Source organism: Dyella sp., from assembly GCF_035685885.1.
In the GTDB taxonomy this organism is placed as follows: Bacteria; Pseudomonadota; Gammaproteobacteria; order Xanthomonadales; family Rhodanobacteraceae; genus Dyella.
Genome location: NZ_DASRZX010000074.1, coordinates 20,419 through 43,684, shown reverse-complemented (window position 1 = coordinate 43,684; position 23,266 = coordinate 20,419). Strand labels below are relative to the sequence as shown.

21 protein-coding genes are annotated in these 23,266 nt (G+C 64.3%); 17 read left to right on the top strand and 4 right to left on the bottom strand.

Features of this window, described 5'->3' with window-relative positions; genetic code table 11:
• Positions 1-157: 157 nt before the first annotated feature.
• Genes VFG49_RS09295 through VFG49_RS09275 form a run of 5 tightly spaced genes read left to right on the top strand, consistent with a single transcriptional unit; the run spans position 158 to position 3,698 of the window.
• Positions 158-994, top strand: a complete 837-nt coding sequence (locus VFG49_RS09295; RefSeq protein WP_324859725.1) for an ABC transporter ATP-binding protein — start codon at positions 158-160, stop codon at positions 992-994.
• Entirely contained in the window at positions 991-1,764 is a 774-nt protein-coding gene (gene mlaE, locus VFG49_RS09290; protein ID WP_324859723.1) for a lipid asymmetry maintenance ABC transporter permease subunit MlaE, read from the top strand. The genes VFG49_RS09295 and mlaE overlap by 4 nt, the downstream gene beginning before the upstream one ends.
• Positions 1,765-1,810: 46 nt before the next feature.
• Complete coding sequence (mlaD, locus tag VFG49_RS09285) at positions 1,811-2,662, top strand: outer membrane lipid asymmetry maintenance protein MlaD (RefSeq protein ID WP_324859720.1); 852 nt, start codon at positions 1,811-1,813, stop codon at positions 2,660-2,662.
• A 53-nt stretch (positions 2,663-2,715) separates the two neighbouring features.
• Complete coding sequence (locus VFG49_RS09280; protein WP_324859718.1) at positions 2,716-3,390, top strand: ABC transporter substrate-binding protein; 675 nt, start codon at positions 2,716-2,718, stop codon at positions 3,388-3,390.
• A 23-nt stretch (positions 3,391-3,413) separates the two neighbouring features.
• Positions 3,414-3,698: an STAS domain-containing protein gene (locus tag VFG49_RS09275; RefSeq protein ID WP_324859716.1), complete on the top strand. Its 285-nt coding sequence runs from the start codon at positions 3,414-3,416 to the stop codon at positions 3,696-3,698.
• Between the two features lie 65 nt (positions 3,699-3,763).
• Here the strand turns inward: VFG49_RS09275 and VFG49_RS09270 are convergent, their stop codons facing one another.
• A complete protein-coding gene (locus tag VFG49_RS09270) occupies positions 3,764-4,600 on the bottom strand; it encodes a VacJ family lipoprotein (RefSeq protein ID WP_324859714.1) in 837 nt (278 codons plus the stop codon).
• Positions 4,601-4,795: 195 nt separating this feature from the next.
• On the opposite strand from VFG49_RS09270, the gene rpoZ reads away from it, so the two are divergent.
• From rpoZ to VFG49_RS09235, 7 genes are all read left to right on the top strand, one after another.
• Positions 4,796-5,086 carry a DNA-directed RNA polymerase subunit omega gene (rpoZ, locus tag VFG49_RS09265; RefSeq protein WP_324859712.1) on the top strand — a complete coding sequence of 97 codons (291 nt, stop codon included), beginning with the start codon at positions 4,796-4,798 and terminating at the stop codon, positions 5,084-5,086.
• A gap of 133 nt (positions 5,087-5,219) precedes the next feature.
• Positions 5,220-7,385 (top strand): bifunctional (p)ppGpp synthetase/guanosine-3',5'-bis(diphosphate) 3'-pyrophosphohydrolase, encoded by a 2,166-nt coding sequence (locus VFG49_RS09260; protein WP_324859710.1) that lies wholly within the window; start codon positions 5,220-5,222, stop codon positions 7,383-7,385.
• 145 nt (positions 7,386-7,530) lie between these two features.
• Complete coding sequence (locus VFG49_RS09255; protein ID WP_324859709.1) at positions 7,531-7,914, top strand: RidA family protein; 384 nt, start codon at positions 7,531-7,533, stop codon at positions 7,912-7,914.
• A gap of 80 nt (positions 7,915-7,994) precedes the next feature.
• Complete coding sequence (recG, locus tag VFG49_RS09250; RefSeq protein WP_324859707.1) at positions 7,995-10,115, top strand: ATP-dependent DNA helicase RecG; 2,121 nt, start codon at positions 7,995-7,997, stop codon at positions 10,113-10,115.
• A gap of 79 nt (positions 10,116-10,194) precedes the next feature.
• Positions 10,195-11,121: a nucleoside hydrolase gene (locus tag VFG49_RS09245; protein WP_324859704.1), complete on the top strand. Its 927-nt coding sequence runs from the start codon at positions 10,195-10,197 to the stop codon at positions 11,119-11,121.
• A 106-nt stretch (positions 11,122-11,227) separates the two neighbouring features.
• Positions 11,228-11,473, top strand: coding sequence for a type B 50S ribosomal protein L31 (locus tag VFG49_RS09240; protein ID WP_324859703.1), 246 nt, complete (start codon positions 11,228-11,230; stop codon positions 11,471-11,473).
• Positions 11,474-11,722: 249 nt separating this feature from the next.
• Positions 11,723-13,018, top strand: a complete 1,296-nt coding sequence (locus VFG49_RS09235) for a citrate synthase (protein WP_324859701.1) — start codon at positions 11,723-11,725, stop codon at positions 13,016-13,018.
• A 66-nt stretch (positions 13,019-13,084) separates the two neighbouring features.
• On the opposite strand, the gene VFG49_RS09230 is transcribed toward VFG49_RS09235, so the two are convergent.
• The 3 genes from VFG49_RS09230 to VFG49_RS09220 all read right to left on the bottom strand — a co-directional run bounded on the left by VFG49_RS09230 (position 13,085) and on the right by VFG49_RS09220 (position 17,769).
• Positions 13,085-14,436, bottom strand: a protein-coding gene (locus VFG49_RS09230) for an IS3 family transposase (RefSeq protein ID WP_414649093.1) whose coding sequence is annotated in 2 segments (ribosomal slippage) — positions 13,085-13,977 and positions 13,977-14,436 — 1,353 coding nt in all. Because the reading frame shifts where the segments join, the coding sequence is not laid out codon by codon here.
• A 126-nt stretch (positions 14,437-14,562) separates the two neighbouring features.
• Positions 14,563-15,237, bottom strand: a complete 675-nt coding sequence (locus VFG49_RS09225; protein WP_324859696.1) for a hypothetical protein — start codon at positions 15,235-15,237, stop codon at positions 14,563-14,565.
• Positions 15,238-15,306: 69 nt separating this feature from the next.
• Positions 15,307-17,769, bottom strand: a complete 2,463-nt coding sequence (locus tag VFG49_RS09220) for a penicillin-binding protein 1A (RefSeq protein WP_324859694.1) — start codon at positions 17,767-17,769, stop codon at positions 15,307-15,309.
• Positions 17,770-18,017: 248 nt separating this feature from the next.
• On the opposite strand from VFG49_RS09220, the gene VFG49_RS09215 reads away from it, so the two are divergent.
• From VFG49_RS09215 to pilQ, 5 genes are read left to right on the top strand one after another with little or no spacing between them, the layout of a single operon-like run.
• A complete protein-coding gene (locus VFG49_RS09215) occupies positions 18,018-19,076 on the top strand; it encodes a pilus assembly protein PilM (protein ID WP_324859692.1) in 1,059 nt (352 codons plus the stop codon).
• On the top strand, positions 19,076-19,822 hold the full coding sequence (locus VFG49_RS09210; RefSeq protein WP_324859690.1) for a PilN domain-containing protein: 747 nt from the start codon (positions 19,076-19,078) through the stop codon (positions 19,820-19,822). Before VFG49_RS09215 ends, VFG49_RS09210 begins: the two co-directional genes overlap by 1 nt.
• Positions 19,819-20,499: a type 4a pilus biogenesis protein PilO gene (locus tag VFG49_RS09205; RefSeq protein ID WP_324859688.1), complete on the top strand. Its 681-nt coding sequence runs from the start codon at positions 19,819-19,821 to the stop codon at positions 20,497-20,499. The genes VFG49_RS09210 and VFG49_RS09205 overlap by 4 nt, the downstream gene beginning before the upstream one ends.
• Positions 20,496-21,038, top strand: a complete 543-nt coding sequence (locus VFG49_RS09200; RefSeq protein ID WP_324859686.1) for a pilus assembly protein PilP — start codon at positions 20,496-20,498, stop codon at positions 21,036-21,038. Before VFG49_RS09205 ends, VFG49_RS09200 begins: the two co-directional genes overlap by 4 nt.
• Before the next feature lie 54 nt (positions 21,039-21,092).
• Positions 21,093-23,219, top strand: coding sequence for a type IV pilus secretin PilQ (gene pilQ, locus VFG49_RS09195; protein WP_324859684.1), 2,127 nt, complete (start codon positions 21,093-21,095; stop codon positions 23,217-23,219).
• The last annotated feature ends 47 nt before the right edge of the window (positions 23,220-23,266 follow it).

Below are 23,266 nucleotides of genomic sequence, written 5' to 3'. Positions count from 1 at the left end.
CGCTCGTCGCGCACAGGGTGCGCTCCCACAAAAAAACGCCTCGCTTCCGCAAGGTCTTGTTTCGTTAGCGATTCCTGAGCAACGGGACGGGCGGCGCATGGTCTTCATACCGGTATTCCGCTAACGTGGCGCCTTTCTCGTCAGCCATAGCCTGCCCATGACCGATCCCATTAGCGCCAAGCCCGACGACAGCGCCCTGGTGCGCGTCCGTGGCCTGACCACGGTGCTCAATGGCAAGAAGGTGTTCGACGCGCTGGACATGGACATTCCGCGCGGCAAGGTCACCGCGATCATGGGTCCCAGCGGTACCGGCAAGACCACGCTGCTCAAACACATCACCGGCCAGATGCGAGGCGATGCGGGCGAGGTCTGGGTGGATGGCCAAAGCGTGTCGAAGCTGTCGCGCGAGAAGCTGTTCGAGCTGCGCGAGCGCATCGGCTACCTGTTCCAGAACTCCGCGCTGCTCACCGATTTCGACGTGTTCGAGAACGTGGCCTTTCCGCTGCGCCAGCACACGCAATTGCCGGAAGTGCTGATCCGCAACATCGTGCTGACCAAGCTGCAGGCCGTGGGCCTGCGCGGCGCCGCCGCGCTGATGCCGGCGGAACTGTCCGGCGGCATGGCGCGACGCGTGGCGCTGGCACGCGCGATCGTGTTCGACCCGATGCTGATCCTTTACGACGAACCGTTCGTCGGTTTGGATCCCATCGCGTTGAACCAGGTGCTGAAGCTGATCCGCACGCTCAACGAAACGCTGGGCATCACCAGCGTGCTGGTCGCGCACGAACTTGAGGCGATCAAGCAGGTGGCCGATCACATCTATCTCATCGCCAACGGCAAGGTCGTGGCGCAGGGCGATCCCAAGACCATCGCCAGCGACGGCTCGCCGTGGACGCGGCAGTTCTTCGGTGGCGACGCGGACGGGCCGGTACCGTTCCAGTATCCCGCGGGCGACTACGCGACCTCGCTCGGTTTTCCACGGAGGGGCGCATGAGCCTGTCGATGACCCGCGACAACATCGTATTGCGCTCGCTGGAGCAGATCGGCAACTGCGGCCTGTTCCTGCTGCGCATGCTGGCGGCGGTACCGCGCAGCCTGCGCCACTATCGCGAGACGATTCGCCAGCTGTGGTTCGTCGGCGCGATGAGCCTGATCATCATCATGGTCTGCGGCCTGTTCGTCGGCATGGTGCTCGGCCTGCAGCTGTACGACGTGCTGTCGATCTTTGGGGGCACCTCGGCCACCGGTACGGTGGTCGCCATTGCGATCTACCGCGAGCTGGGCCCGGTCGTCACGGCACTTCTTTTCGCCGGCCGCGCGGGTACTTCGGTCACCGCCGAAATCGGGCTTATGCGCGCCACCGACCAGATCGCGGCGATGGAAATGATGGCGGTCGATCCGATCGCCTACGTGGCCGTGCCGCGTTTTCTCGCTGGCGTGATCGCCATGCCGCTGCTGAGCTGCGTGTTCTGCGCGCTGGGCATCTTCGGCGGGCACCTGGTGGGCGTGAACTGGCTGGGCATCGACAACGGCACCTTCTGGTCGAACATGACCGCCACCGTCGAGGTGGGCAAGGACGTCATCAACGGCGTGCTGTGGAAGAGCTTCGTGTTCGGCATCGTCGTCTCGCTGATTGCCGTATTCCAGGGCTACACCACGCCGCCGACCAGCGAAGGCGTGGCCTATGCCACCACCCGTACCGTGGTCGCTTCGTCCATCGCCATCCTGGCGCTGGATTTCGTGCTCACCGCCTTCCTGATGTGAGCGCCGCCATGACCGTAACCATCTTTCATACCTTGAGGATCGTGCCGTGAGCCAGAGACCCTCCTATGCCGTCGGCACCGGCCTGTTCATCGTGCTCGGCTTTGCCGCGCTCGGCTATCTCGCCACCCAGACCACCTCGGTGGTCAACACCAGCCGCGGGCCTACCTATACGGTCGACGCGCACTTCGCCAACATCGGCCAGCTGAAGGTGCGCGCACCGGTGAAGGTCGCGGGCGTGCGCGTGGGCCAGGTGCAGTCCATTACGCTGGATCCGGGCAAGGAGACAGCCGATGTCAAGCTGGCCATTGACCAGCGCTACGACAAGATCCCCGACGACACGGTCGCCACCATCTTCACCAGCGGTCTGCTGGGCGATCAGTACGTGGGCCTGCAGTACGGCAGTTCCCAGAAGACCCTGGCTGAAGGCGGCACGCTGGCGCTGACCCGCCCGGCCCAGCAGTTGGAGGAGATGCTCGGCAAGTTCTTCGGCGCCGGCGGTGCGGCGGACAACCTGGCCGGCAGCTATACGGTCAAGGCGCGTTTCACCAACATCGGCGCGTTGTCGGCCGGCGCACCGGTGAAGATGGCTGGCGTGGCCATCGGAAGCGTGCAGTCGGTGCGGGCCGACCCGGTCAAGCTGGACGCCGAAGTCACCCTGTCCATCGACAAGAAGTTCAACCAGATTCCCGACGATTCGGCCGCCGCAGTGTTCACCAGCGGTTTGATCGGCACGCAGTACGTTGCCATCCAGCCCGGCGGCTCGCCGGACATGCTGAAGGAAGGCGACGAGCTCGTGCTGACCCAGTCGGCGCTGCAGATCGAGGATCTCATCGGCAAGTTCCTGGTCAATGGCTCGCCCAGCGACAAGAAGCCGGCCGATGGCGACGCCAAGCATTGAGTCATCGCCTCGTGGCCCGATATTCCCCCCGGATCATCATCAGGAGTTCCCCCATGTTGCGTAGCCTGGCCCTTGCCACCGCCATCGCGTTTGGCGGCGTCATCGCCACCCCCGCCCTGGCGCAGAACGCGCCGGCTTCCGCCGATGCACAGCAGACTCCCGCGCAGGTGGTGCAGGTCATCGCCGACCAGCTCGGCAATGCCATCGAAGGTCACCGTCAGCAGCTGAAGAACGATCAGGAAAAGCTGATCTCGGTGATCGACGATGTGTTCCTGCCGCACTTCGACATCGACTACGCGTCGATCCTGGTGCTCGGCCAGCACGCCCGCGAAGCGACGCCCGAACAGCGCGCCCGTTTTGCCAAGGCGTTCTACAACTCCATCACGCACCGCTACGCCGAAGGCCTGCTGAACTACACCCGCGGCCGGGTGAAGGTGCTGCCGTTCTCCGGCGACCTCAACGACAAGCGCACCATCGTGCGCACCCAGGTGGTGCTGGACGATGGCAAGACCGTGGCCGTGGATTACGCCTTCCGCAAGGCGCGTGACGGCAGCTGGAAGGCCTACGACGTGATCATCGAAGGCATTTCCTACGTCACCAACTACCGCAACCAGGTGGATGCGGAAATCCGCAAGGCCGGCATCGACCAGCTGACCACCAACCTGGAAACCCAGGGCGAGAAGGCGCTGGAGACGATGGAAAAGGACGCCAAGGCTTCCACCAAGTGACGATTGCCGCTACCAGCGCTTCCATGCGGATCGACGAAAGCGCGCCGGATACCTTGCGGGTGTCGGGCGTGCTTACCTTTGCCAATGCCGCGTCGGCGCTGGAAATGATCGGTGTGGCGGCAGCCCGTGGCGGTCGCCGCGTGCTCGATCTGGGCGGCGTAACGCGCAGCGATAGCGCGGGCCTGGCCTGCGTGCTGGCCGTGCTGGCGCAGGCGGCGGAGCGGGGCAGGCCGCTGGCCGTGAGCAACGTACCCGAGGGCATGCACCTGCTGGCCAGCGTTTGCGAGGTGGAAGGCTTGATGGCCTGATCGACTGGGCCGTCCACGCCACGAAAAAGGGGCCTTGCGGCCCCTTTTTTGTCCCGGCAGCAGCCTCAGTTCTTGCTTGGCTGCTGGTCGTTGGACTGCTGCTTGTTCTCCCACTTGTGCTGCTCGTCCAGCAGCTCGTCAGGATCGAAGTTGTTGTCCTTCAGGCCCTGCATCTGTTCGATGATCTCGGCCGGCGGGTTGCCGTCGTAGAGCTCGTACAGGCGCTGCTGGCGGTAGGCGTCGCGCATGAACACGTAGGGGTCGTACGCCGACTGCAGGAAGCTCTCCGCGTCGATGCCGCGCGACCGCAGCGTGACCAGGTAGAACAGCTCCGGCAGGTATTCCTGGCCGTATTCGAAATCGTGGTTGCGCGAGTAATAGCTCAGCGGGTCGAAGAAGTAGCTGTCCACCGGTAGGCGCCAGACGTCGCGGGCCGTCGTCGGGCCAACGAACGGCAGCACCAGGTAGTCGCCCTCCGGCACGCCCCAGCGCGCCAGGGTGATGCCGAAGTCGGTGTCCTGCAGCGGAATGCCTAGCTGGCTGGCAGGATCGAAGAAGCCGCCCACGCCTAGCGTCAGGTTGACCAGGAAACGGCTGGTGCTCTGCACGGCCTGCTTGGGACGGGCCTGCAGCAGGTCGTTCGCCACCGTGATCGGCATGCGGATGTTGGTAAAGAAATCGCTGACCGCGCGTCGGACCGGCGGATTGGTCACCTTGCGGTAGCCGACGGCGACCGGCCGGATGAACGCCTTGTCCATCGAGTCGTTGAACGCATACATGCTGCGGTTGAATTTCTCGTGGGGGTCGTCCGTGCGCGGCTTGGCGATCGAGCAGCTCGCCAGCAGGGCCATGGCAACCAGCGGCAGGCAGCGCTTGAGCAGTGGGAGGAGGGCGGACGGCATCGGTGGCAACAGTCCCGGGGAAAGTACAATATTGTACTGCTTGGTTTTTTATTGTGTACAGACCCCTGCAAGTGTCCCGGCGACGGGCTGCAGGCTGGCTGAACCGCGCATCATACGGTTTGCTGCATTGCCAGCAAAGCGGCCTCTGGCTACACTGCTATTCGACTAAGTCGCTTTATTCCCTAAGGATTTCAGATGGCCCGCATTACCGTCGAAGACTGCCTGCAGGTAGTCGACAACCGCTTTGAACTGGTGCTGATGGCGACCAAGCGCGCCCGCCAGCTCTCCAAGGGTGCCGAGCCGGCAGTCAATCCCGACCACGACAAGCCGACCGTGCTGGCGCTTCGCGAGATCGCCGACCGCCGCATCGACCAGGCCACCATCGACGAGATCGACAAGAGCGAGCGTGAGCGCGCCGAGCGCGAAGCCCTGGAATGGGCCGCCGCCGAGGTGGACGACGACCTCTCCAAGGGCGGGGACGACTGATGGACGGCGGCGGCTGTAGACAGCGCCCCTTGAGCGCCGGCATGTCCGGCGCTTGGCACTGTCTGGACCGAGCCGCCCGCCTGATTCGCTCCAAACGCACGGAGGCGGTCGCCTGAGCGGGGACCGTACATCCATGCCGGCCGTCACGGATTCCTCTTCGCTGGATACGTCGACGCTGCCCCCGTACGTGTTGGCCCTCAAGGAGCGCGTGTCGTACCTGCCCGAGGCGCAGGTGGAACGCGTAGTACGCGCCTACCAGGTGGGCGCAGTGGCCCATGAGGGCCAGGCCCGCAAGAGCGGTGAGCCCTACATCACGCACCCCGTGGCGGTGGCCGGCATCCTGGCCGAGCTGGGCCTGGATGCCGAGACCATCATCGCGGCTATCCTGCATGACACCCTGGAAGACACCGAGCTCAGCCGTGCGGAACTGTCGGGCGAATTCGGCGAAACCGTGGCCGAACTGGTCGACGGCGTCACCAAGCTGGACAAGATGCGTTTTTCCAGCCGGCAGGAAGCGGACGCGGAAAGCTTTCGCAAGATGCTGCTGGCGATGGCGCGCGACCTGCGCGTCATCCTGATCAAGCTCGCCGATCGCCTGCACAACATGCGCACGCTGGGTGCGAAGGATGCCCCCTCGCGCCGCCGCATTGCGCGCGAGACGCTGGAGATCTACGCGCCCATCGCGCAGCGGCTGGGCATGAACAAGTTCAAGGCGGAGCTGCAGGACCTGGGCTTCCGCGCGCTGTATCCCGATCGTTATCGCGTCATCAGCGAACGCATTCGCGCTGCCCTGGGCAACCGACGCGAGGCCATGGGCAAGATCGAGACGGCCCTGTCGCAGCGGTTGGCGGCCGAACACATCGCCGTGCGCGTGGTGGGTCGCATCAAGTCGCCGTGGAGCATCTATTCGAAGATGCGCAGCGAGCACAAGACGTTCGCGCAGCTGATGGACGTCTACGGTTTTCGCGTGGTGGTCGATTCGGCGATGAGCTGCTACATGGCGCTGGGCGCCGTGCACAGCCTCTACAAACCGGTGGATCGCCGCTTCAAGGATTTCATCGCCATTCCCAAGGCCAACGGCTACCAGTCGCTGCACACCGTGCTGCTGGGGCCTTTCGGCGCACCGATCGAGGTGCAGATCCGCACGGCGGAGATGGACTCGGTGGCCGAACGCGGCGTGGCGGCGCACTGGGCCTACAAGACCGATTCGGGCCCGGCCAACAGCGCGCAGGCGAGGGCCCGCGAATGGCTTTCCTCGCTGGCTGACAGCCAGGCGCACACCGCTTCGTCGTCCGAGTTCATCGAAAACGTCAAGATCGACCTGTTCCCGGACGAGGTCTATCTGTTCACGCCTCGCGGCGACATCCTGGCGCTGCCCCGCAATGCGACGGCGCTGGATTTCGCGTACGCCGTGCATACCGATGTGGGCGACCACGCGGTGGCCGCGCGCGTGGACAAGAAACTGGTGCCGCTGCGCACGCGCCTGGAATCGGGTCAGCTGGTGGAGATCATCACCGCGCCGTCGGCGGTGCCGAACCCGGCCTGGCTGGAGTCGGTGGTGACGGGCAAGGCGCGCACGGCGATCCGCCAGTACCTCAAGCACCTGCAGCACGAGGACGCGGTGGACTTCGGCCACCGCATGCTCGACCGCGCACTCGATGCGCTGGGCACGAGCCTGGACGCGATTCCGCCGGCGGTGCTCGACCGCTTCCTGGAAACCTCCAAGCTCAAGCGGCTGGAAGAACTGCTTTCCGACATAGCCCTGGGCAACCGCATGCCGCACCTGGTCGCCAGTGCGCTGGTGGCGGCGCGCGGCAAGAAATCCACCGAGGTGCAGCAGACGCCGCACGCGATGGAAAAGATCCGCATCACCGGTGCGGAGCGCGGCGTGCTCAGCTTCGGCAACTGCTGTCACCCGCTGCCGGGCGACGAGATCATCGGTTACCTGTCCTCGGGCAAGGGCATCGTGGTGCACCGCGTGGAATGCCCCAATGTGGTGGAGCTGCGCAAGTCGCCCGAGCGCTGCGTGGCCATCGAATGGGATCGCGACGTGCAGGGCGACTACCGCGCCGAGCTGCGCATCGAGGTCATCAACCGTCCCGGCGTGCTGGCCACGGTGGCGGCCGCCATTGCCGCGGCGAACTCCAATATCGAGAACGTGGAATACGTCGAGCGCGATGCCGCGGCGGCCACGCTGCTCTTTGCGCTCGAAGTGAAGAACCGCAAGCATCTGGCCGAAGTGATTCGTCGCGTGCGGCGCACCGGCGTGGTCAGCGGCGCGTACCGTTATCCGCTTTAGGGCGAGGAGTGAGTGAAGAGGAGTGAGAAACGAGAGAAAGCGTGCTGGCTCTTCTCTCACTACTCGTTCCTCTCCACTCACTCCTGGTTTTTCTCACCCACTTCTCGCTCTAGACTGTGCGCCTGTGCAACCACGAGGCCACCACATGTCCCGTCAGATCATCGCCACCGACAAGGCTCCCGCCGCGATCGGCCCTTACTCGCAGGCCGTGCGCGCCGGCAACACCGTGTACTTCTCCGGGCAGATTCCGCTCGATCCGAGGACCGGGCAATTGGTGGAAGGCGACATCACGTTGCAGACGCGCCGCGTGTTCGACAACCTCAAGGCCGTGGTGGAAGCGGCCGGCGGCTCGATGGACAAGATCGTGCGCGTGGGCATCTACGTCACCAACCTTGGTCATTTCGCGTCGGTCAATGAAGTGATGGGCGAGTATTTCCAGGCACCGTACCCGGCGCGTTCCACCATCGAAGTGTCGGCGTTGCCCAAGCTCGCCGACGTGGAAGTCGATGCCATCATGGTGCTCGACTGATCCTTCCGGTTTGCCCGCACCGACAGCCGGCGCAGCGTCGCCGGCTGCGCATGTAGCGTCGGCTCGGTTAGGCTTTGCCGATGTCGTCCCGTAGCGCGCGCTCTTCCGATCCCAATCCCGCTGATCCCGGCGCGACGCCGGTGGCCACGCTGCCCGGCGTCGGCCCCGCGCTCGCGCAGGTGCTGGGCAAGCTGGGCCTGGAGCGCGTGCAGGACCTGTGGTTCCACCTGCCGCTGCGCTACGAGGACAAGACACGCGTCACGCCCATCGCTGAGCTGCGTCCCGGCGAGCGCGCGCAGGTGGAGGGTGTGGTGGAGGCGATGGAGCGCGGCTTCCGCTACCGGCCGCAGCTGAAGGTGGCGATCGGTGATGACTCGCGCCAGACGCTGGTGCTGCGCTTCTTCCATTTCCGTCGCAGCCAGTCCGACCAGTTGCAGCCTGGCACGCGCCTGCTGTGCTACGGCGAGGTGCGCCAGGGCGCGCAAGGCCTGGAGATGGTTCATCCGCAATACCAGCGGCTTGCCGATGACGAGCAGGCGTCGGTCGATGAACTGCTCACGCCGGTGTACCCGACGACCGAAGGACTCGGCCAGAAACGTCTTGCCGGCGTGATCGCCAAAGCGTTGGCGCTGCTGCCTCCCGACGCGCAGCTCGAACTGATTCCTCCTGCCTTGTGCGAGGCGCATGGACTCACATCCCTGCGCGAAGCGTTGCTCTACGTGCATCGCCCGCCACCGGACGCCAATCTCGGCCAGCTCACCGCAGGGCGTCATCCTGCGCAGCAGCGGTTGGCGTTCGAAGAGCTGCTCTCCCAGCACCTGAGCCTCAAGCGCCTGCGTGCCGCCGTGCGTCGCCGGCATGCGCCCAGCCTGGAAGGCACTGGCGTGTTGCGGGCCCGCTTGCTGGAAAGCCTGCCGTTCGGTCTCACCGGTGCGCAGCAGCGCGTCAGCGCCGATATCGCCCGTGACATCGCGCAGCCCCGTCCCATGTTGCGGCTCGTGCAGGGCGACGTGGGCAGCGGCAAGACGATCGTGGCGGCGCTGGCGGCGTTGGCTGCGGTGGAGTCGGGTTGCCAGGTGGCGCTGATGGCGCCCACCGAGCTTCTTGCTGAGCAACACCTGCATCACTTCCGCCATTGGCTGACGCCGCTCGGTATCGAAGTGGCGTGGCTTGCGGGCAAGGTAGCGGGCAGGGCGCGGCAACAGGCGCTGCAACACGTGGCGTCCGGCGCGCAGGTGGTGATCGGTACGCATGCATTGATGCAGGAGGGCGTGGCGTTTGCGCGGCTGGGGCTGGTGATCGTCGATGAGCAGCATCGCTTTGGCGTGCAGCAACGGCTTGCCCTGCGAGACAAGGGCGCCGACCGCGACAGTGGATTGGTGCCGCACCAGCTCGTGCTCACCGCCACGCCGATTCCGCGCACGCTGGCGATGAGCGCGTACGCCGACCTCGACGTCTCGGCCATCGATGAACTGCCGCCTGGCCGCACGCCCGTGCAGACCATCGCCATCTCCAACGCGCGACGAGTCGACGTGATCGAGCGCATCCACGCCGCCTGCCTCGAAGGTCGCCAGGCTTACTGGGTGTGCACCCTGATCGAAGAATCGGAACAACTGCGTGCGCAGGCTGCCGAAGTGGCGCATGCGGAGTTGTCCGCCGTATTGTCCGATTGCCGCATCGGCCTCATCCACGGCCGCATGAAGCCCAGGGAAAAGCAGGCGGTGATGGATGAGTTCAAGGCGGGTGGTTTGTCGGTGCTGGTCGCGACCACCGTGATCGAAGTGGGCGTCGATGTGCCCAACGCCAGCCTCATGATCATCGAGAACAGCGAGCGCCTCGGGCTGGCGCAATTGCATCAGTTGCGCGGCCGTGTCGGCCGCGGCGCGATCGCCTCCAATTGCGTGCTGCTCTATCAGCCGCCGCTTGGTCAGCTGGCGCGCGAACGACTTCAGGTCATGCGCGAAACCAACGACGGTTTCCGCATTGCCGAAAAGGATCTGGAATTGCGCGGGCCGGGCGAAGTGCTGGGCACGCGCCAGACCGGACAACTCAGCTTCCGCATCGCCGACCTCTCACGTGACGCCCACCTGCTGCCGGCCGTGCAGGAAGTGGGCGAGCATCTGCTTGGCCAGCAGCCGCAGCAGGCCGAACGCCTCATTGCCCGCTGGATTGGTGGCGCCGCGCGCTACGCGCATGCCTGAGGCATGTGTACATGCGGCGGCTCTTGCGCCGGCTGCCCAACCGCCTAAGCTAACCAGCCCCCAAGGCCAAAGACGCCCCATGACCAAGCCCCAGTTGCTGATCGATACCGACCCCGGCGTGGATGACGCACTCGCCGTCCTGATGGCGCACGCGCACGCCGACGTGCATGGTCTGACGATCGCCGCTGGCAACGTGGGCCTGGGGCATACCGTGCGCAACGCGCGCACATTGGTGGATCTGGTCGGCCAGCCGACGCCGGTGTTTCCCGGCTGCCCGACGCCACTGGTACGCATGCCCGAGGAAGACGCCGTGCACGTGCATGGCGCCGATGGACTGGGCGATGTCGGCTTTGCCGAGCCCAGCGCGCAGGCTGCCGACGAGCACGCCGTGCAGGCCATCCTGCGGCTTACGCGCGAGCAGCCGGATCTCACGCTGGTGGCATTGGGGCCACTGACGAACCTGGCGCTCGCCGTGCGGCTGGATCCTTCGTTGCCACAGCGCGTGAAGCGGCTGGTCATCATGGGCGGTGCGGTGACCGGCCTGGGCAACACCGGCAAGATTCCCGCGGAGTTCAACATCGGGTTCGATCCGGAAGCGGCGCATGTCGTGTTCGAGGCGTTTCCGATGTTCGACCTGGTCGACTGGGAAGTGGTGTTGCGCCATGCCTTCGACGACGCGGAATTCAATGTCTGGCTAACCGCCGGCGACCAGCGCGCGACGTTCTTCGAGCAGGTGTTCGGGACGGCGCGTGCGTTCAACCTCAAGCGCGGGCGACGCGGTGTCATCGCCGCCGATGCGTTGGCGATGGCGGTGGCGATCGATGCCTCCATCGTGACGCGCATGGAAGAGCGTCATGTCGCCGTGGAACTCGATGGGCGGCTGACCCGGGGCGCCACGGTGGTCGATTGGAGCGGCCGCCTCGGCCAGCGGGCCAATGCGCGCATCGTGATGGAGGTGGATCAGGCGCGCTTCGGCGCGATGGTGCGCCGGGCGCTGGGTGCCTGAGGCGCTCATTTCAGGGGTTTCAGGGTCCAAGTGGCTGACCTGCTTGCCAATGGCTGCGTTCTGTAGTTAAAATGCCGCTCTTTTCACCCACCGCTTTGAGCCAGTCATGAAGCCCGATACCCATCCCAATTATCGCCAGGTGGTGTTCCAGGATCTGTCGTCCGACTTCGCGTTCCTTACGCGCTCGACGATCTCCACCAAGGAAACCGTCAAGTGGGAAGACGGCAACGAGTACCCGCTGATCAAGGTGGATATCTCCAGCCATTCCCATCCGTTCTACACCGGCAAGCAGAAGACGCTGGACACCGGCGGTCGCGTCGACAAGTTCCGCAAGCGCTACGCGCAGAAGTAATCGCGCGAACAGCCTGCGGTCACGCGTCCCTTGCGGAGCGTGAGCCAAGCATGTTGACACGGGGCGAGCACTGGCTCGCCCCGTGTTTTTTTGCGTCCGCCATCCGACCATCCGCTAGGGCATGTTGCCGGGTCGATATGCGATAATGGGTGGCGAGGTGTCGCGACTTCCCCGCGCGGCATCAAATTCAATCGCCGGCTGCCGCTCCCTGCGGCACGCAGGCGACGCCATTTGTGAAGGAGGTTTTCCGTGTCCGAATCCAAGATCGTCAAGTTGGTGGATGAGTCGACCAACCGCAGCAGTGAACTACCCCTGCTCAGCGGCACCCTTGGTCCCGCATGCATCGACATCGGCACGCTGTACAAGGACACGGGCCACTTCACCTACGACCCGGGTTACGGCAGCACGGCCAGCACCAAGAGCGCCATCACCTACATCGACGGTGACCAGGGCGTCCTGCTGTATCGCGGCTACCCGATCGAGCAGCTGGCCGAGAAGTCCAACTTCCTCGAGACCTCGTACCTGCTGTTGAACGGCGAACTGCCCACCAAGGACCAGTTCTCTGCGTTCGAGCACGACATCACGCATCACACGATGATGCATGAGTCGCTGAAGGACTTCTTCAAGGGCTTCCACCACGACGCTCACCCGATGGCCATGCTGGCCGCCTCGGTGGCTTCGCTGTCGGCCTTCTATCACGACGATATCGATGTCGATAACGCCGATGACCGCAAGCTTGCCGCGATCCGCCTGATCGCGAAAATGCCGACCATCGCCGCCGCTTGCTATCGCTATTCCATCGGCTGGCCGTTCCGCTATCCGCGCAACAACCTTGAGTACGTTGATCGCTTCCTGCACATGATGTTCGAAGTGCCGAGCGAACCTCTGGAGATGAGCCCGGTGGCCGCCAAGGCGCTGGACCTGCTGTTCATCCTGCACGCCGACCACGAGCAGAACGCTTCGACATCGACGGTTCGCCTGGTCGGTTCCACCGGTGCCAACCCGTATGCCTCCATCGCCGCGGGCATCACCGCGCTGTGGGGTCCGGCACACGGCGGCGCCAACGAAGCCGTGCTGAAGATGCTCGAAGAGATCGGTTCGGCCGACAAGGTCGAGACCGCCGTCAAGCGCGCGAAGGACAAGAACGACAACTTCCGCCTGATGGGCTTCGGCCATCGCGTGTACAAGAACTTCGATCCGCGCGCGAAGATCATCCGCGAGATGTGCCACAAGGTGCTCAACGAGCTGGGTGTCAACGACCCGCTGCTCGACGTGGCGATGAAGCTGGAAGAGGCGGCGCTGAAGGACGATTACTTCGTCGAGCGCAAGCTCTACCCGAACGTCGACTTCTACTCGGGCATCATCTACAAGGCGCTGGGCATCCCGACCGAGATGTTCACCGTGATGTTCGCCATCGCCCGTACCGCCGGCTGGATTGCCCACTGGATCGAGCAGCACGAAACCCCGGGAGCGCGCATCGGCCGTCCGCGCCAGATCTATACCGGCGCCGACGTGCGTAACTACGTGTCGTCCGACAAGCGTTGAGCTTTGCGGCAGCGAAATGAGAAGCCCCGGCATTGAACTGACCCCACAAAGTTGGACAGTTGAAAGCTAGGGATCGAAGGCCTGGGTCCGGTATTGCACCGGACTCAGGCCTTTGAGTTTGAGCTTGATGCGGTGGTGATTGTAGTAGCGGATGTAGCGGTCGATGCCGCGCTTGAGCTGCTCGATACTGTCGAAACGATCAAGGTGGAAGAACTCGGCCTTAAGCGTGCCGAAGAAGCTCTCCATCGCCGCGTTGTCCAGACAGTTGCCCTTACGGGACATGCTTTGGGTCAGGTTTCGGCCGGCCAGCAGTCGCCGGTAGGCAGGTTGCTGGTACTGCCAGCCCTGATCGGAGTGCAACAGCGGTGCGTCCGACGGACCCAGGCGGGCGAAGGCCTTGCCGAGCATGGAGCGAACCATGTCGAACACGGGGCGGGCGCTGGTCTCATAGGCGACAATCTCGCCGTTGTAGAGGTCCATGACCGGTGACAAGTACAGCTTTTGCCCGTCGACCTTGAACTCGGTTACGTCGGTCACCCATTTCTGATTGGGTCGTGCCGCCTGGAAGTTCCGTTTGAGCTCGTTGGGCGCGACCGCACCCTGCTCGCCTCGGTAGGACCGATATTTCTTCACCCGCACCCGCGACTTCAGATCCATCTTGCGCATCAGGCGCTGCACGACCTTGTGATTGATGACGTCGCCCGTCTGGCTCAGGGCGGCCGTGATTCGTCGATACCCGTACCGCCCTTTATGGCAATCGTAGACGGCGCGGATCCTGGCTTTCAGATCCGCCTGCTTGTCGCCCGCGGCCATGGCCTGGACCTGGTAATAGAACGTGCTGCGGGAGAGCTCCGCGGCCCTGAGCAATAGGGTCAACGGATGGGAATGCCTTAATCCTTGAATGGCTTGCGCTTGTTGGCGCGCGTCGCCGCTTGCTCTTCCTGGATTAAGGCATCGAGTTTTTTTAGGTAGGCGGTCTCCGCACGCAGATAGGCTAGCTCCTTGAGCAGCTCCTCGCGTGTGAGCTCCTCGTCGGGCTTGGGGATCGTGGGTTTTTTCGAGGGCATCGATGGTCTTCGTTCGCAGGCAGGCGTCAGCGCGTCCGGACCGTCCCGATCATACTGGCGTTGCCACACGGCGATGACTCCCGGGCTGCGGATGCCAAAGAGCGTCATCGCTTGTCGACGAGACAAACCTTCGTCACGTATCCGCTGAAGCACGCGCTGTTTAAACAAGGCGTCGTAGCGGCTGTGCTTCTTTGCCAGGCCCACCGCGCCGTGTTCTCGGTAGTTGTCTACCCAACGGCGCACCATCGAATAATCCAGCCCATATTGGCGAGCCACCTCCCTCAATCCAGCGGTGCCTCGCGCACCCTCCCGGGCCACCTTGAGCTTAAATCGCTCGTCATACTTCGCCATGAAAAACACCCCAGAGATTGGACGGGTGTCCAACTTCTGGGATGCAGTTCACATGGCCGGGGCTTTTTTATGACCGCTCGTCGAATCTTTCGGCATCTCCGGTCACGGCTTCGGCAGTGGATGTCCTTAGCGCAACGCGGACGACAGCATTCGTTCGAACTCGTCATCGTTCTCCGCCGTCGCCAGCAACTCCTCCACGGCGGCGAGCGATGCACGGCGCATCGGTTTTTCGTCGATGCGGTCTAGCGGCGGCTGGCGCAGCGAATCGTGCGGCAGCACGGTGATGTCGAAGGGAAGCCCGTCGGCGGCGAAAAGCAGCACGGGGTATTCGTTCTGCTCGTCGCGCTTGATGCGCAACTTGCGCGTCTGCTGGGTGAGGGGAACGCCGCGTTCCTGCAGGAAGAGCACGACTGACTCGGGCGTGTCGCTGAAGACATGCAGGCACACCGCCGAATGCGCATCGGCGGTACCGTCGAGGACGGCGCCGACCAGGCGTGGCTCGAAATGCTCGAGAAAACGCATGGCTTCGGCCGCGGCTTCGCGACGTTCCTGCAAAAGTTGGGGTTGGGAGTCGGCGTGGAAGATGCGCTGGTGCTCGCGCAGTGCATCTTCGATCTCATTATTGCGCGGCAATGCCTGCGCATCGAGGATGCCAAGCCGCTCGGCGGCCTTGATCTTGGCGTGGTGGAAGTCGCGGATGCCGTGTTCGCTCATCAGTCGTGCCGCTTCCTGGGCGACGCGAAGGCGATTGCGCTGAAGGCGATCCTGCGCGTGAATGCGATGGTGCTGGCCACGTGCCATGCCTGTTCCTCCCTGTTGCGGGCGTCCGCCGTTGCGGGCGCGGGCGTCGGGATCGAAGCGATCCCGCTGTCAGAAGATGTCGTAGGCGTGTTGCTGGTCCTGGTCCTCCTGCTGCTGGTTGGCCTGTTCGCGCATCCGGTCTACATCTTCGACCTTCATGATTTCGGACCGGCCGTCGAGCTGCACGGTTGAGATGCCCGGCGGCATCGGTAGCGTAGCCGACGGGAGATCTTTTAGTGCAGCCCCCATGTACGACATCCATATGGGAAGCGCGGCCTTGGCGCCAAACTCGCCCTTGCCCAGCGGGCTGAAGTCGTCGAAGCCGACCCAGACGGTGGTCACGAGGCTGCCGTTGAAGCCGGAGAACCAGGCATCGCGGTGCTCATTGGTGGAACCGGTCTTGCCTGCCAGATCGTCGCGGCCCAGGGCCATGGCTGCCGCGCCGGTGCCGCGCTTGACCACGTCCAGCATCATCGAGGTGATCAGGTAATCATTGCGGGGATCGATGACTTGCGGCGCCAGCACGGGCGGATGGGCGCCCTCGCCATGCGCGTCGGCCGGGAGGACGGCATCGCCCACGCCGGCGACACTGACCGGCGCGGCGGGCGCGCCCATGCTGCCCGCGGTCGCAACCGCATTGGCAGGTGCGGCTACGGTGCCGGCTGGCGGCGGGCCCGGTGGACGGGTGTCGAGCAGCCGTTCGGCGCATGTGCGGCAGGCGCGGACGGGGTTGGCAAGATAGATGGGCTTGCCGTCGCGATCATCGATCTCGCTGATGAAGAACGGTGTCACCAGGTAGCCGCCATTGGCGAACACGGCATAGCCACGGGCCATGCCCATGGGCGACACCGAGGCGGTACCCAGCGCCATCGACAGGTTGCTGGGCAGGGAGTCCAGGCTGAAGCCGAAACGGGTGACGTAATCGCGCGCATAGCGCACGCCAATCGCGCCCAGCAGTCGCACGGAAACCAGGTTCTTCGACTGCACGAGTGCCTCGCGCAGGCGGATCGGGCCATCGAACTTGTCGTCGTCGTTGGAGGGCGTCCACAAGCCGCCGGGCCGCGACGGATCGGGCAGGGCGAGCGGAGCGTCGTTGACGATCGAGGCGGGCGTAAACCCGCGCTCGAAGGCTGCCGAGTAGATGAAGGGCTTGAAGCTCGAACCGGGCTGGCGGGCAGCCATCACCGCGCGGTTGAACTTGCTGCGCAGGAAGTTGAAGCCGCCGACCAGGGCCTGGAGCGAGCCATCCTCCGGGCTGATCGAGACCAGCGCGCTCTGGGCGGCCGGGATCTGAGTGAGTTGCCAGTTGCCCTTTTCATCGCGCGAGACGCGCACGATGTCGCCACGCTTGAGCAGGGCGGCCACGCTCTTGGGCCGTGCCCAGGCCATCTGCTCCATGCCCAGCTTCACCTGCTCGCGGCTGGCCAGGTAGAGGCTTGCCTCGCCGCCGGCAACGCCGGTGACGATGCCCGGCTGCATGCCGGCGATGTCTGTGTAGCCGGCCAGGGCGCGGTCGAGATCGTCGTTGCTGGCGTCACTTCCCAGCTCCTGGTGGGCTTCGGGCCCGCGCCAGCCGTGGCGGTGGTCATACTCGACCAGGCCCGAGCGCACGGCATCGACCGCTGCCTGCTGTCGGCCGCTCTGCACTGTGGTCTTCACCACATAGCCCTCAGTGAGGGCATCGTTGCCCAGGCGCTCAAGCACCTGCAGGCGCACCATTTCGGCCAGGTAGGGGGCGTCCACCTCGATCGACGGCTCATGCGGCGAGGCGTTGTTCGCTTCGGCGACGGCCTGGTCGTACTCGCCCTTGCTGATGTAGTGGTTTTCCAGCATCTGCCCCAGCACCCAGTTGCGGCGGGCGATCATCCGCCTGGGGTTGTTGAGGGGGTTCACCACCGAGGGCAGCTGGAAAGTGGAGGCCAGGGTGGCGCATTCGGCCACGCTCAGTTGATCAAGCGTCTTGCCGTAATAGTAGGAAGCCGCGGCCGCCACGCCGTAGGAGCGGTGGCCCAGGAACATCTTGTTGAGATAGAGCTCCAGGATCTGGTCCTTGGTCAGCTCGCTCTCCATCCGCAGGGCAATGAAGATCTCGGTCAGCTTGCGGGAATAGAGCTTTTCGGGGCTCAGGAAGAAGTTTCGGGCCACCTGCTGGGTGATGGTGGAGCCGCCCGGGCCCTTGTCACCGCCCGAGGTGACCACGTGCCAGCCGGCGCGGGCGATGCCATGCCAGTCCACGCCCGGGTGCTGGTAGAAGCTCGCGTCCTCGGCGGCAAGCACAGCGTGCTTGAGGCGCTCGGGCACCTCGCCGATGCCGATAGGGATGCGCCGTGTCTCACCAAAGCTCGCGATCAGCTTGCCGTCTGCGGAAAGCACCCGCAACGGCACCTGCATGTGGTAATCCTTGAGAACGGCGACCGAGGGGAGACGGGGGGAAATCAGCCAATAGGCCACGCCGACCGCCGCAACGCCCAGCAGCAAACCCGTGAAAGCCAGGATCAGGAACCAGCGCAGCAACCGCTTGAGAATTTGCATGGTTTGGGTGTTAGCGAGACGTGAGTCAAAACAACTCAGAGTATAGATGTAGCAGTATCTGCGGCATGAACCGAGTGCGTCACAGCAAGAAACAGGCCATCCGGCTGAATAGCCCAAGTGTGGATGACGTCACGCGAATGGGTCGAGAAAAAGCTCGTAGGCCATTGCCAATACATTAATTTTTGGATTAAATGCCGTCGCGCATCCCGCCGATACAGGCGTGGGCGTCCAGGGGCAAGGGGGAAAACGTGGGGCTCTTTACACCCAAGAAGCCGCCGCTTGTTGGCGTCGACATCAGTTCGACGGCCGTCAAGCTGCTGCAGCTCAGCCAGGCCGGCGGTCGCTATCGCGTGGAACATTACGCGGTCGAGCCACTGCCCCCCAACGCAGTGGTCGAGAAGAACATCGTCGAAGTCGAGGCGGTGGGCGAGGCTATCCGGCGCGCGCTGGCGCGCTCGGGCTCCAAGCTCAAGCATGCATCGGCGGCGGTGGCGGGCTCGGCCGTGATCACGCGCATCATCCCGATGCCCAGTGAACTGTCCGACGACGACCTCGAAGGGCAGATCCAGGTCGAAGCCAACCAGTACATCCCGTATCCGATCGAGGAAGTGAGCCTCGATTACGAGGTGCTGGGTCCGGTGCGCGACAACCCTGAAATGAACAATGTGCTGCTCGCCGCGTCTCGCACCGAGAACGTCGACATGCGCGTGGCCGCACTCGATCTCGGCGGACTCTCCGCACGGGTCATCGACGTCGAAGCCTTCGCCATGGAAAACGCCTTCGCGATGGTCGCCGACCAGTTGAACGTGGGTCGCGACGCACTGGTCGCCGTGGTCGACATCGGCGCCACCATGACGACCCTGTCGGTGCTGCGCAACCAGCGCACGATCTACTCGCGCGAGCAGGTGTTCGGCGGCAAGCAGCTCACCGATGAAATCATGCGCCGCTACGGTCTTTCCTACGAGGAAGCCGGTCGCGCAAAGCGCAAGGGCGGCCTGCCCGAATCGTATGAGAGCGAGGCGCTGGAGCCGTTCAAGGAGTCGCTGATCCAGCAGATCAGCCGCCTGCTGCAGTTCTTCTTCGCGGGCAGCGAATACAGCAAGGTGGACCAGGTCGTGCTGGCCGGCGGATGCGCCTCCATCGAGGGCATCGGTCCGATGCTCGAGGAGCAGCTGGGCGTACCGTGCGTGGTGGCCAATCCGCTGGCACGCATGTCGCTGTCGCCGCGCGTGCAGGCGCAATCGCTGGCACAGGATGCACCTGCGCTGATGATCGCCGTCGGCCTCGCGCTCAGGAGCTTCGACTGATGGCACATATCAACCTACTTCCGTGGCGCGCCGAGCGCCGCAAGCAGCGCGAGCGCGAGTTCTTCATGCAGCTGGGCGCAGCCTTCGTGGCTGCGGTGCTGGTCCTGTTGCTGTGGGTGTTCTGGATGGACCAGCGCATCGACAACCAGAACGAGCGCAACACGTATCTGCAAGGTGAGATCAAGCAGCTCGACGAACGCATCGCCAAGATCAAGGACCTGGAAAAGGTCCGCGAACGCCTGCTGGCCCGCAAGCAGATCATCGAGCAGCTCCAGGCCAACCGCTCGCAGATGGTTCACCTGTTCGATGAGCTGGTGAAGACCATTCCGGCCAGCGCGCGCCTTGGTGGCCTCAAGCAGACGGGTGATTCGATGACGCTGGACGGCCTGGCGCAGTCCAATGCCAGCGTGGCCGAATACATGCGCAACATCGAATCCTCGCCGTGGATGGGTCATGCGGATCTGCGCAAAACCGAGAACACGCATGGCGATAGCCGCATGCCGTACGTGTTTGGCCTGGATGTGGCACTGAGCCGACCCAAGCAGGACGAAAACGCCGAGGGTGGCGACGACTCGCGTACGCCGGTCGTTCCATCCGCGGCTCCTGCGCCGTCCAGTTCGGCCCCAAGCCCGTCGACACCGGCGCCCGCTCCGGCTGCGCAGCCCGCCAAGGCCGCCACTACGGCCGCTGCCACCACGGGAGCCAAGCCCACCAGTGCGGCAGGTAACGGAGGAGCCAAGCCATGAAGTTCCTCAACGACCTGCAGAACCTCGATCGCAACAACATCGGTGGCTGGCCCAAGTCGATCAAGATCTTCTTCACGGTGCTGCTGTTCGCCGTCGTGATGCTGGCCGGCTGGTATTTCTTCGTGAGTGACCAGCAGGACTCTCTGCAACAGGCCGCCAGCAAGGAAGAGCAGCTCAAGCAGGAGTTCTCGCAGAAGCAGGCCAAGTCGGTGAATCTCGAAGCGCTGCAGCAGCAGCTCGACGAGATGCAGGACATGTTGCGCCAGCTCTTGCGCCAGCTGCCCAGCAAGACCGAAATGCCCGAGCTGCTGGTGGACATCTCGCAGACCGCGCTGTCGGCTGGCCTGGAAACCGAGCTGTTCCAGCCGGGGCCGGAGGCGCCGAAGGACTTCTACGCCGAGAAGCCGATCCAGCTGCGCATGGTGGGTACCTACCACCAGTTCGGCACGTTCATCAGCGGTGTGGCGTCACTGCCGCGCGTGGTCATCCTGACCCTGCACGATGTGTCGCTGACGCCAAAGAACAAAGACGCCAAGGGTGGCGGTGGGCAGCTCGTGCTGCAAGGCACGGTCAAGACCTATCGCTACCTGGAAGATGACGAGAGCGCCGAAGCCAAGGCAGCCAATGCCAAGTCGGCGACGGGCAAGGCGGCGGCCAAGACAGGGGGGCAGAAATGAGCAAGTTGGCTGCCATCAGGCCTGGCCAGGCTATGCGTGTCGTGCTGGTGCTCGCTGCCGCGCTCGTGCTCGGCGGTTGTACCCGCGGCATGTCGGACCTTCGCGACTGGGTCGACCAGGAAAAGCACAAGAAGGGGGCGCCGATTCCGCCGCTGCCCGTCATCAAGACTTTCGAGACCTTCCAGTACAACGACCAGGACCGACGCGATCCGTTCAGTCCAAGCACGGCCGAGTTGCAGCAGAACAACGCCAACAATGGCCCGCGCCCGGATGAAAACCGCTCGAAGGAGCCGTTGGAAATGTTCGCGCTGGACAGCCTGAAGATGGTCGGTACGGTCGGTACCGGCGCAGGCATGGAAGTGCTGGTGAAGGATCCGGGGGGCGTGATCCATCGTGTCCACCGCAACGAATACATGGGCCAGAACTACGGTCGGGTCACCGCGATCGGCGAAGACCACATTGACCTGGTTGAACTGGTTTCCAACGGAAATGGTGGCTGGATGGAACGTCCCGCCAGCATTGCGCTCGGCGAGAAATAGGAAACAGGGGCTGATGCAATGACCAACCAAATCAAAACTGTCAGGGGCCGTGTCATGCGCCGAGCTACCCGAACCATGGTCGCAGGCTTGCTGGCCATGGGCGCCGCCTGGTCGAGCGCCGCGGCGGCCGCCACCAGCACCCTGAAGGACATCAGCTACGACACGTTGCCGGGAGGCCGCGTCGAGCTGCATCTGAACTTCGCACAGGGTCCGGTGCCGGAGCCGAAGATCTTCACCACCGGCAATCCCCCGCGCATCGCGGTGGACTTCGCTGATACGGACAACGCCGCGCCGCGTCACACCGACATCGGCCAGGGCGCAGCGACGGGCGTATCCGCTGTCTCCGCCGGTGGGCGTACCCGCGTCATCGTCGAACTCGTGCGCGACTCGACCTATCGCTCACGCGTCGAGGGCAACAGCCTGGTCCTCACCGTCAACAACGGCACCGAAGCGTCGACGACCACCACGGCGGCGACCATCGATCCGTCCAAGGCGTTGCCTTCCCTGGCCAACGGCCCGTCGGTGTCCAACATCGACTTCCGCCGCGGCCCCAACGGCGAAGGCCGCGTGCTGATCGACTTCAGCGCCGCAGGCGCCAATGCCGACATGAAGCGCCAGGGTGACAAGGTCGTGGTCGACATCGATCACGCCAACCTGCCGTCCAACCTTGCCCAGCGCCTGGACGTGCTCGACTTCGCCACGCCGGTGCAGTCCATCGTGACGAAGTCCGGTGGCCGCGGTGGCGTCCACATGGAAATCGCCGTGAAGGGTCAGGTGGATACGTCCGCCTACCAGAGCGGCAATCAGTACGTCGTTGAAGTCGCGCCGAAGAAGAAGGACGCCAAGGCGGATGCCAAGGTGGCCCGTGGGCAGGAGCCGGCCTACAACGGCAGCCGCGTGACCTTCAACTTCCAGGACATCCCGGTTCGCTCCGCGCTGCAGCTGCTGGCGGACATCTCGGGACTTAACCTGGTCGCCTCCGATACCGTCGGCGGCAGCGTGACGCTGCGACTCGTCAACGTGCCCTGGGATCAGGCGCTGGACGTCGTGCTGCGTGCCAAGAGCCTGGACAAGCGCCGCAACGGCAACGTGATGTGGATTGCTCCCCAGGAGGAGCTGGCCAAGTACGAGCAGAGCATTGCCGACGCCCGCATGAAGGCCGAGGACAACGCCGAGCTGGTGACCGACTACGTGCCGATCAGCTATGGCAAGGCCAAGGACATCGCCAAGCTGCTGACGCAGGGCAGCATGCAGGGTACGGGTGGCTCGGGTGGCTCCTCCAACGCTTCGCGTGGTTTCCTTTCCTCGCGCGGCAGCGTGTCGTTCGACGACCGCACCAATACGCTGCTGATCAACGACAACCCGCAGAAGATCCGCGAGCTGCGCGAACTCATCGCCGTGCTGGACAAGCCGGTGCAGCAGGTGTTGATCGAGTCGCGCATCGTGATCGCCACCGATAACTTCACCCGCGAGCTGGGTGCCAAGTTCGGCGTGCAGGGTGCGCGCACCAATCCGAGCGGCCAGGTGATCTCCACGGGTGGCAAGAGCAATGGTGATGGCACGGCGGGCGGCATCAACGTCAACCTGCCCTCGAGCACCAATGGCGGAAGTTTTGCCCTGGGTATCCTCGGCGCGAACTACGCCCTGGATCTGGAACTGTCCGCCGCGCAAACCGAAGGTCGTGGCGAAGTGATCTCCAGCCCGCGCGTCATCACCGCCAACCAGCAGGAAGCGGTGATCCGCCAGGGTCAGGAAATCGGCTACGTCACCTATCAGAACAGCTCGACCGGCGCTGCGGGCAGCGGTACGGCTACCGTGCAGTTCAAGGACGCCGTGCTCGAGTTGAAGGTCACGCCGACCATTACGGCCGACAGCCGCGTCTACCTGATGATCAACGTGAAGAAGGATGCGCTGGCCCAGTTCATCACCGTGCCGGGCAGTGGCCAGGTGCCGCAGATCGACACGCGTGAGATCAACACCTCGGTGCTGGTGGACAACGGTCAGACGGTGGTGCTGGGTGGCATCTATGAGATCACCAAGCAGAACAGCGCCACCAAGGTGCCGGGTCTGGGCGATATTCCGGGTCTGGGCGTCCTGTTCCGCAACACTTCCCGCCAGAGCGACAAGGCGGAGCTGTTGATCTTCGTGACGCCGCGCATCCTGAGCGAAAGCCTGCAGTAAAGCGGTCCGTCAATGGAGCGACACAAGGGCGGCCTCGAGCCGCCCTT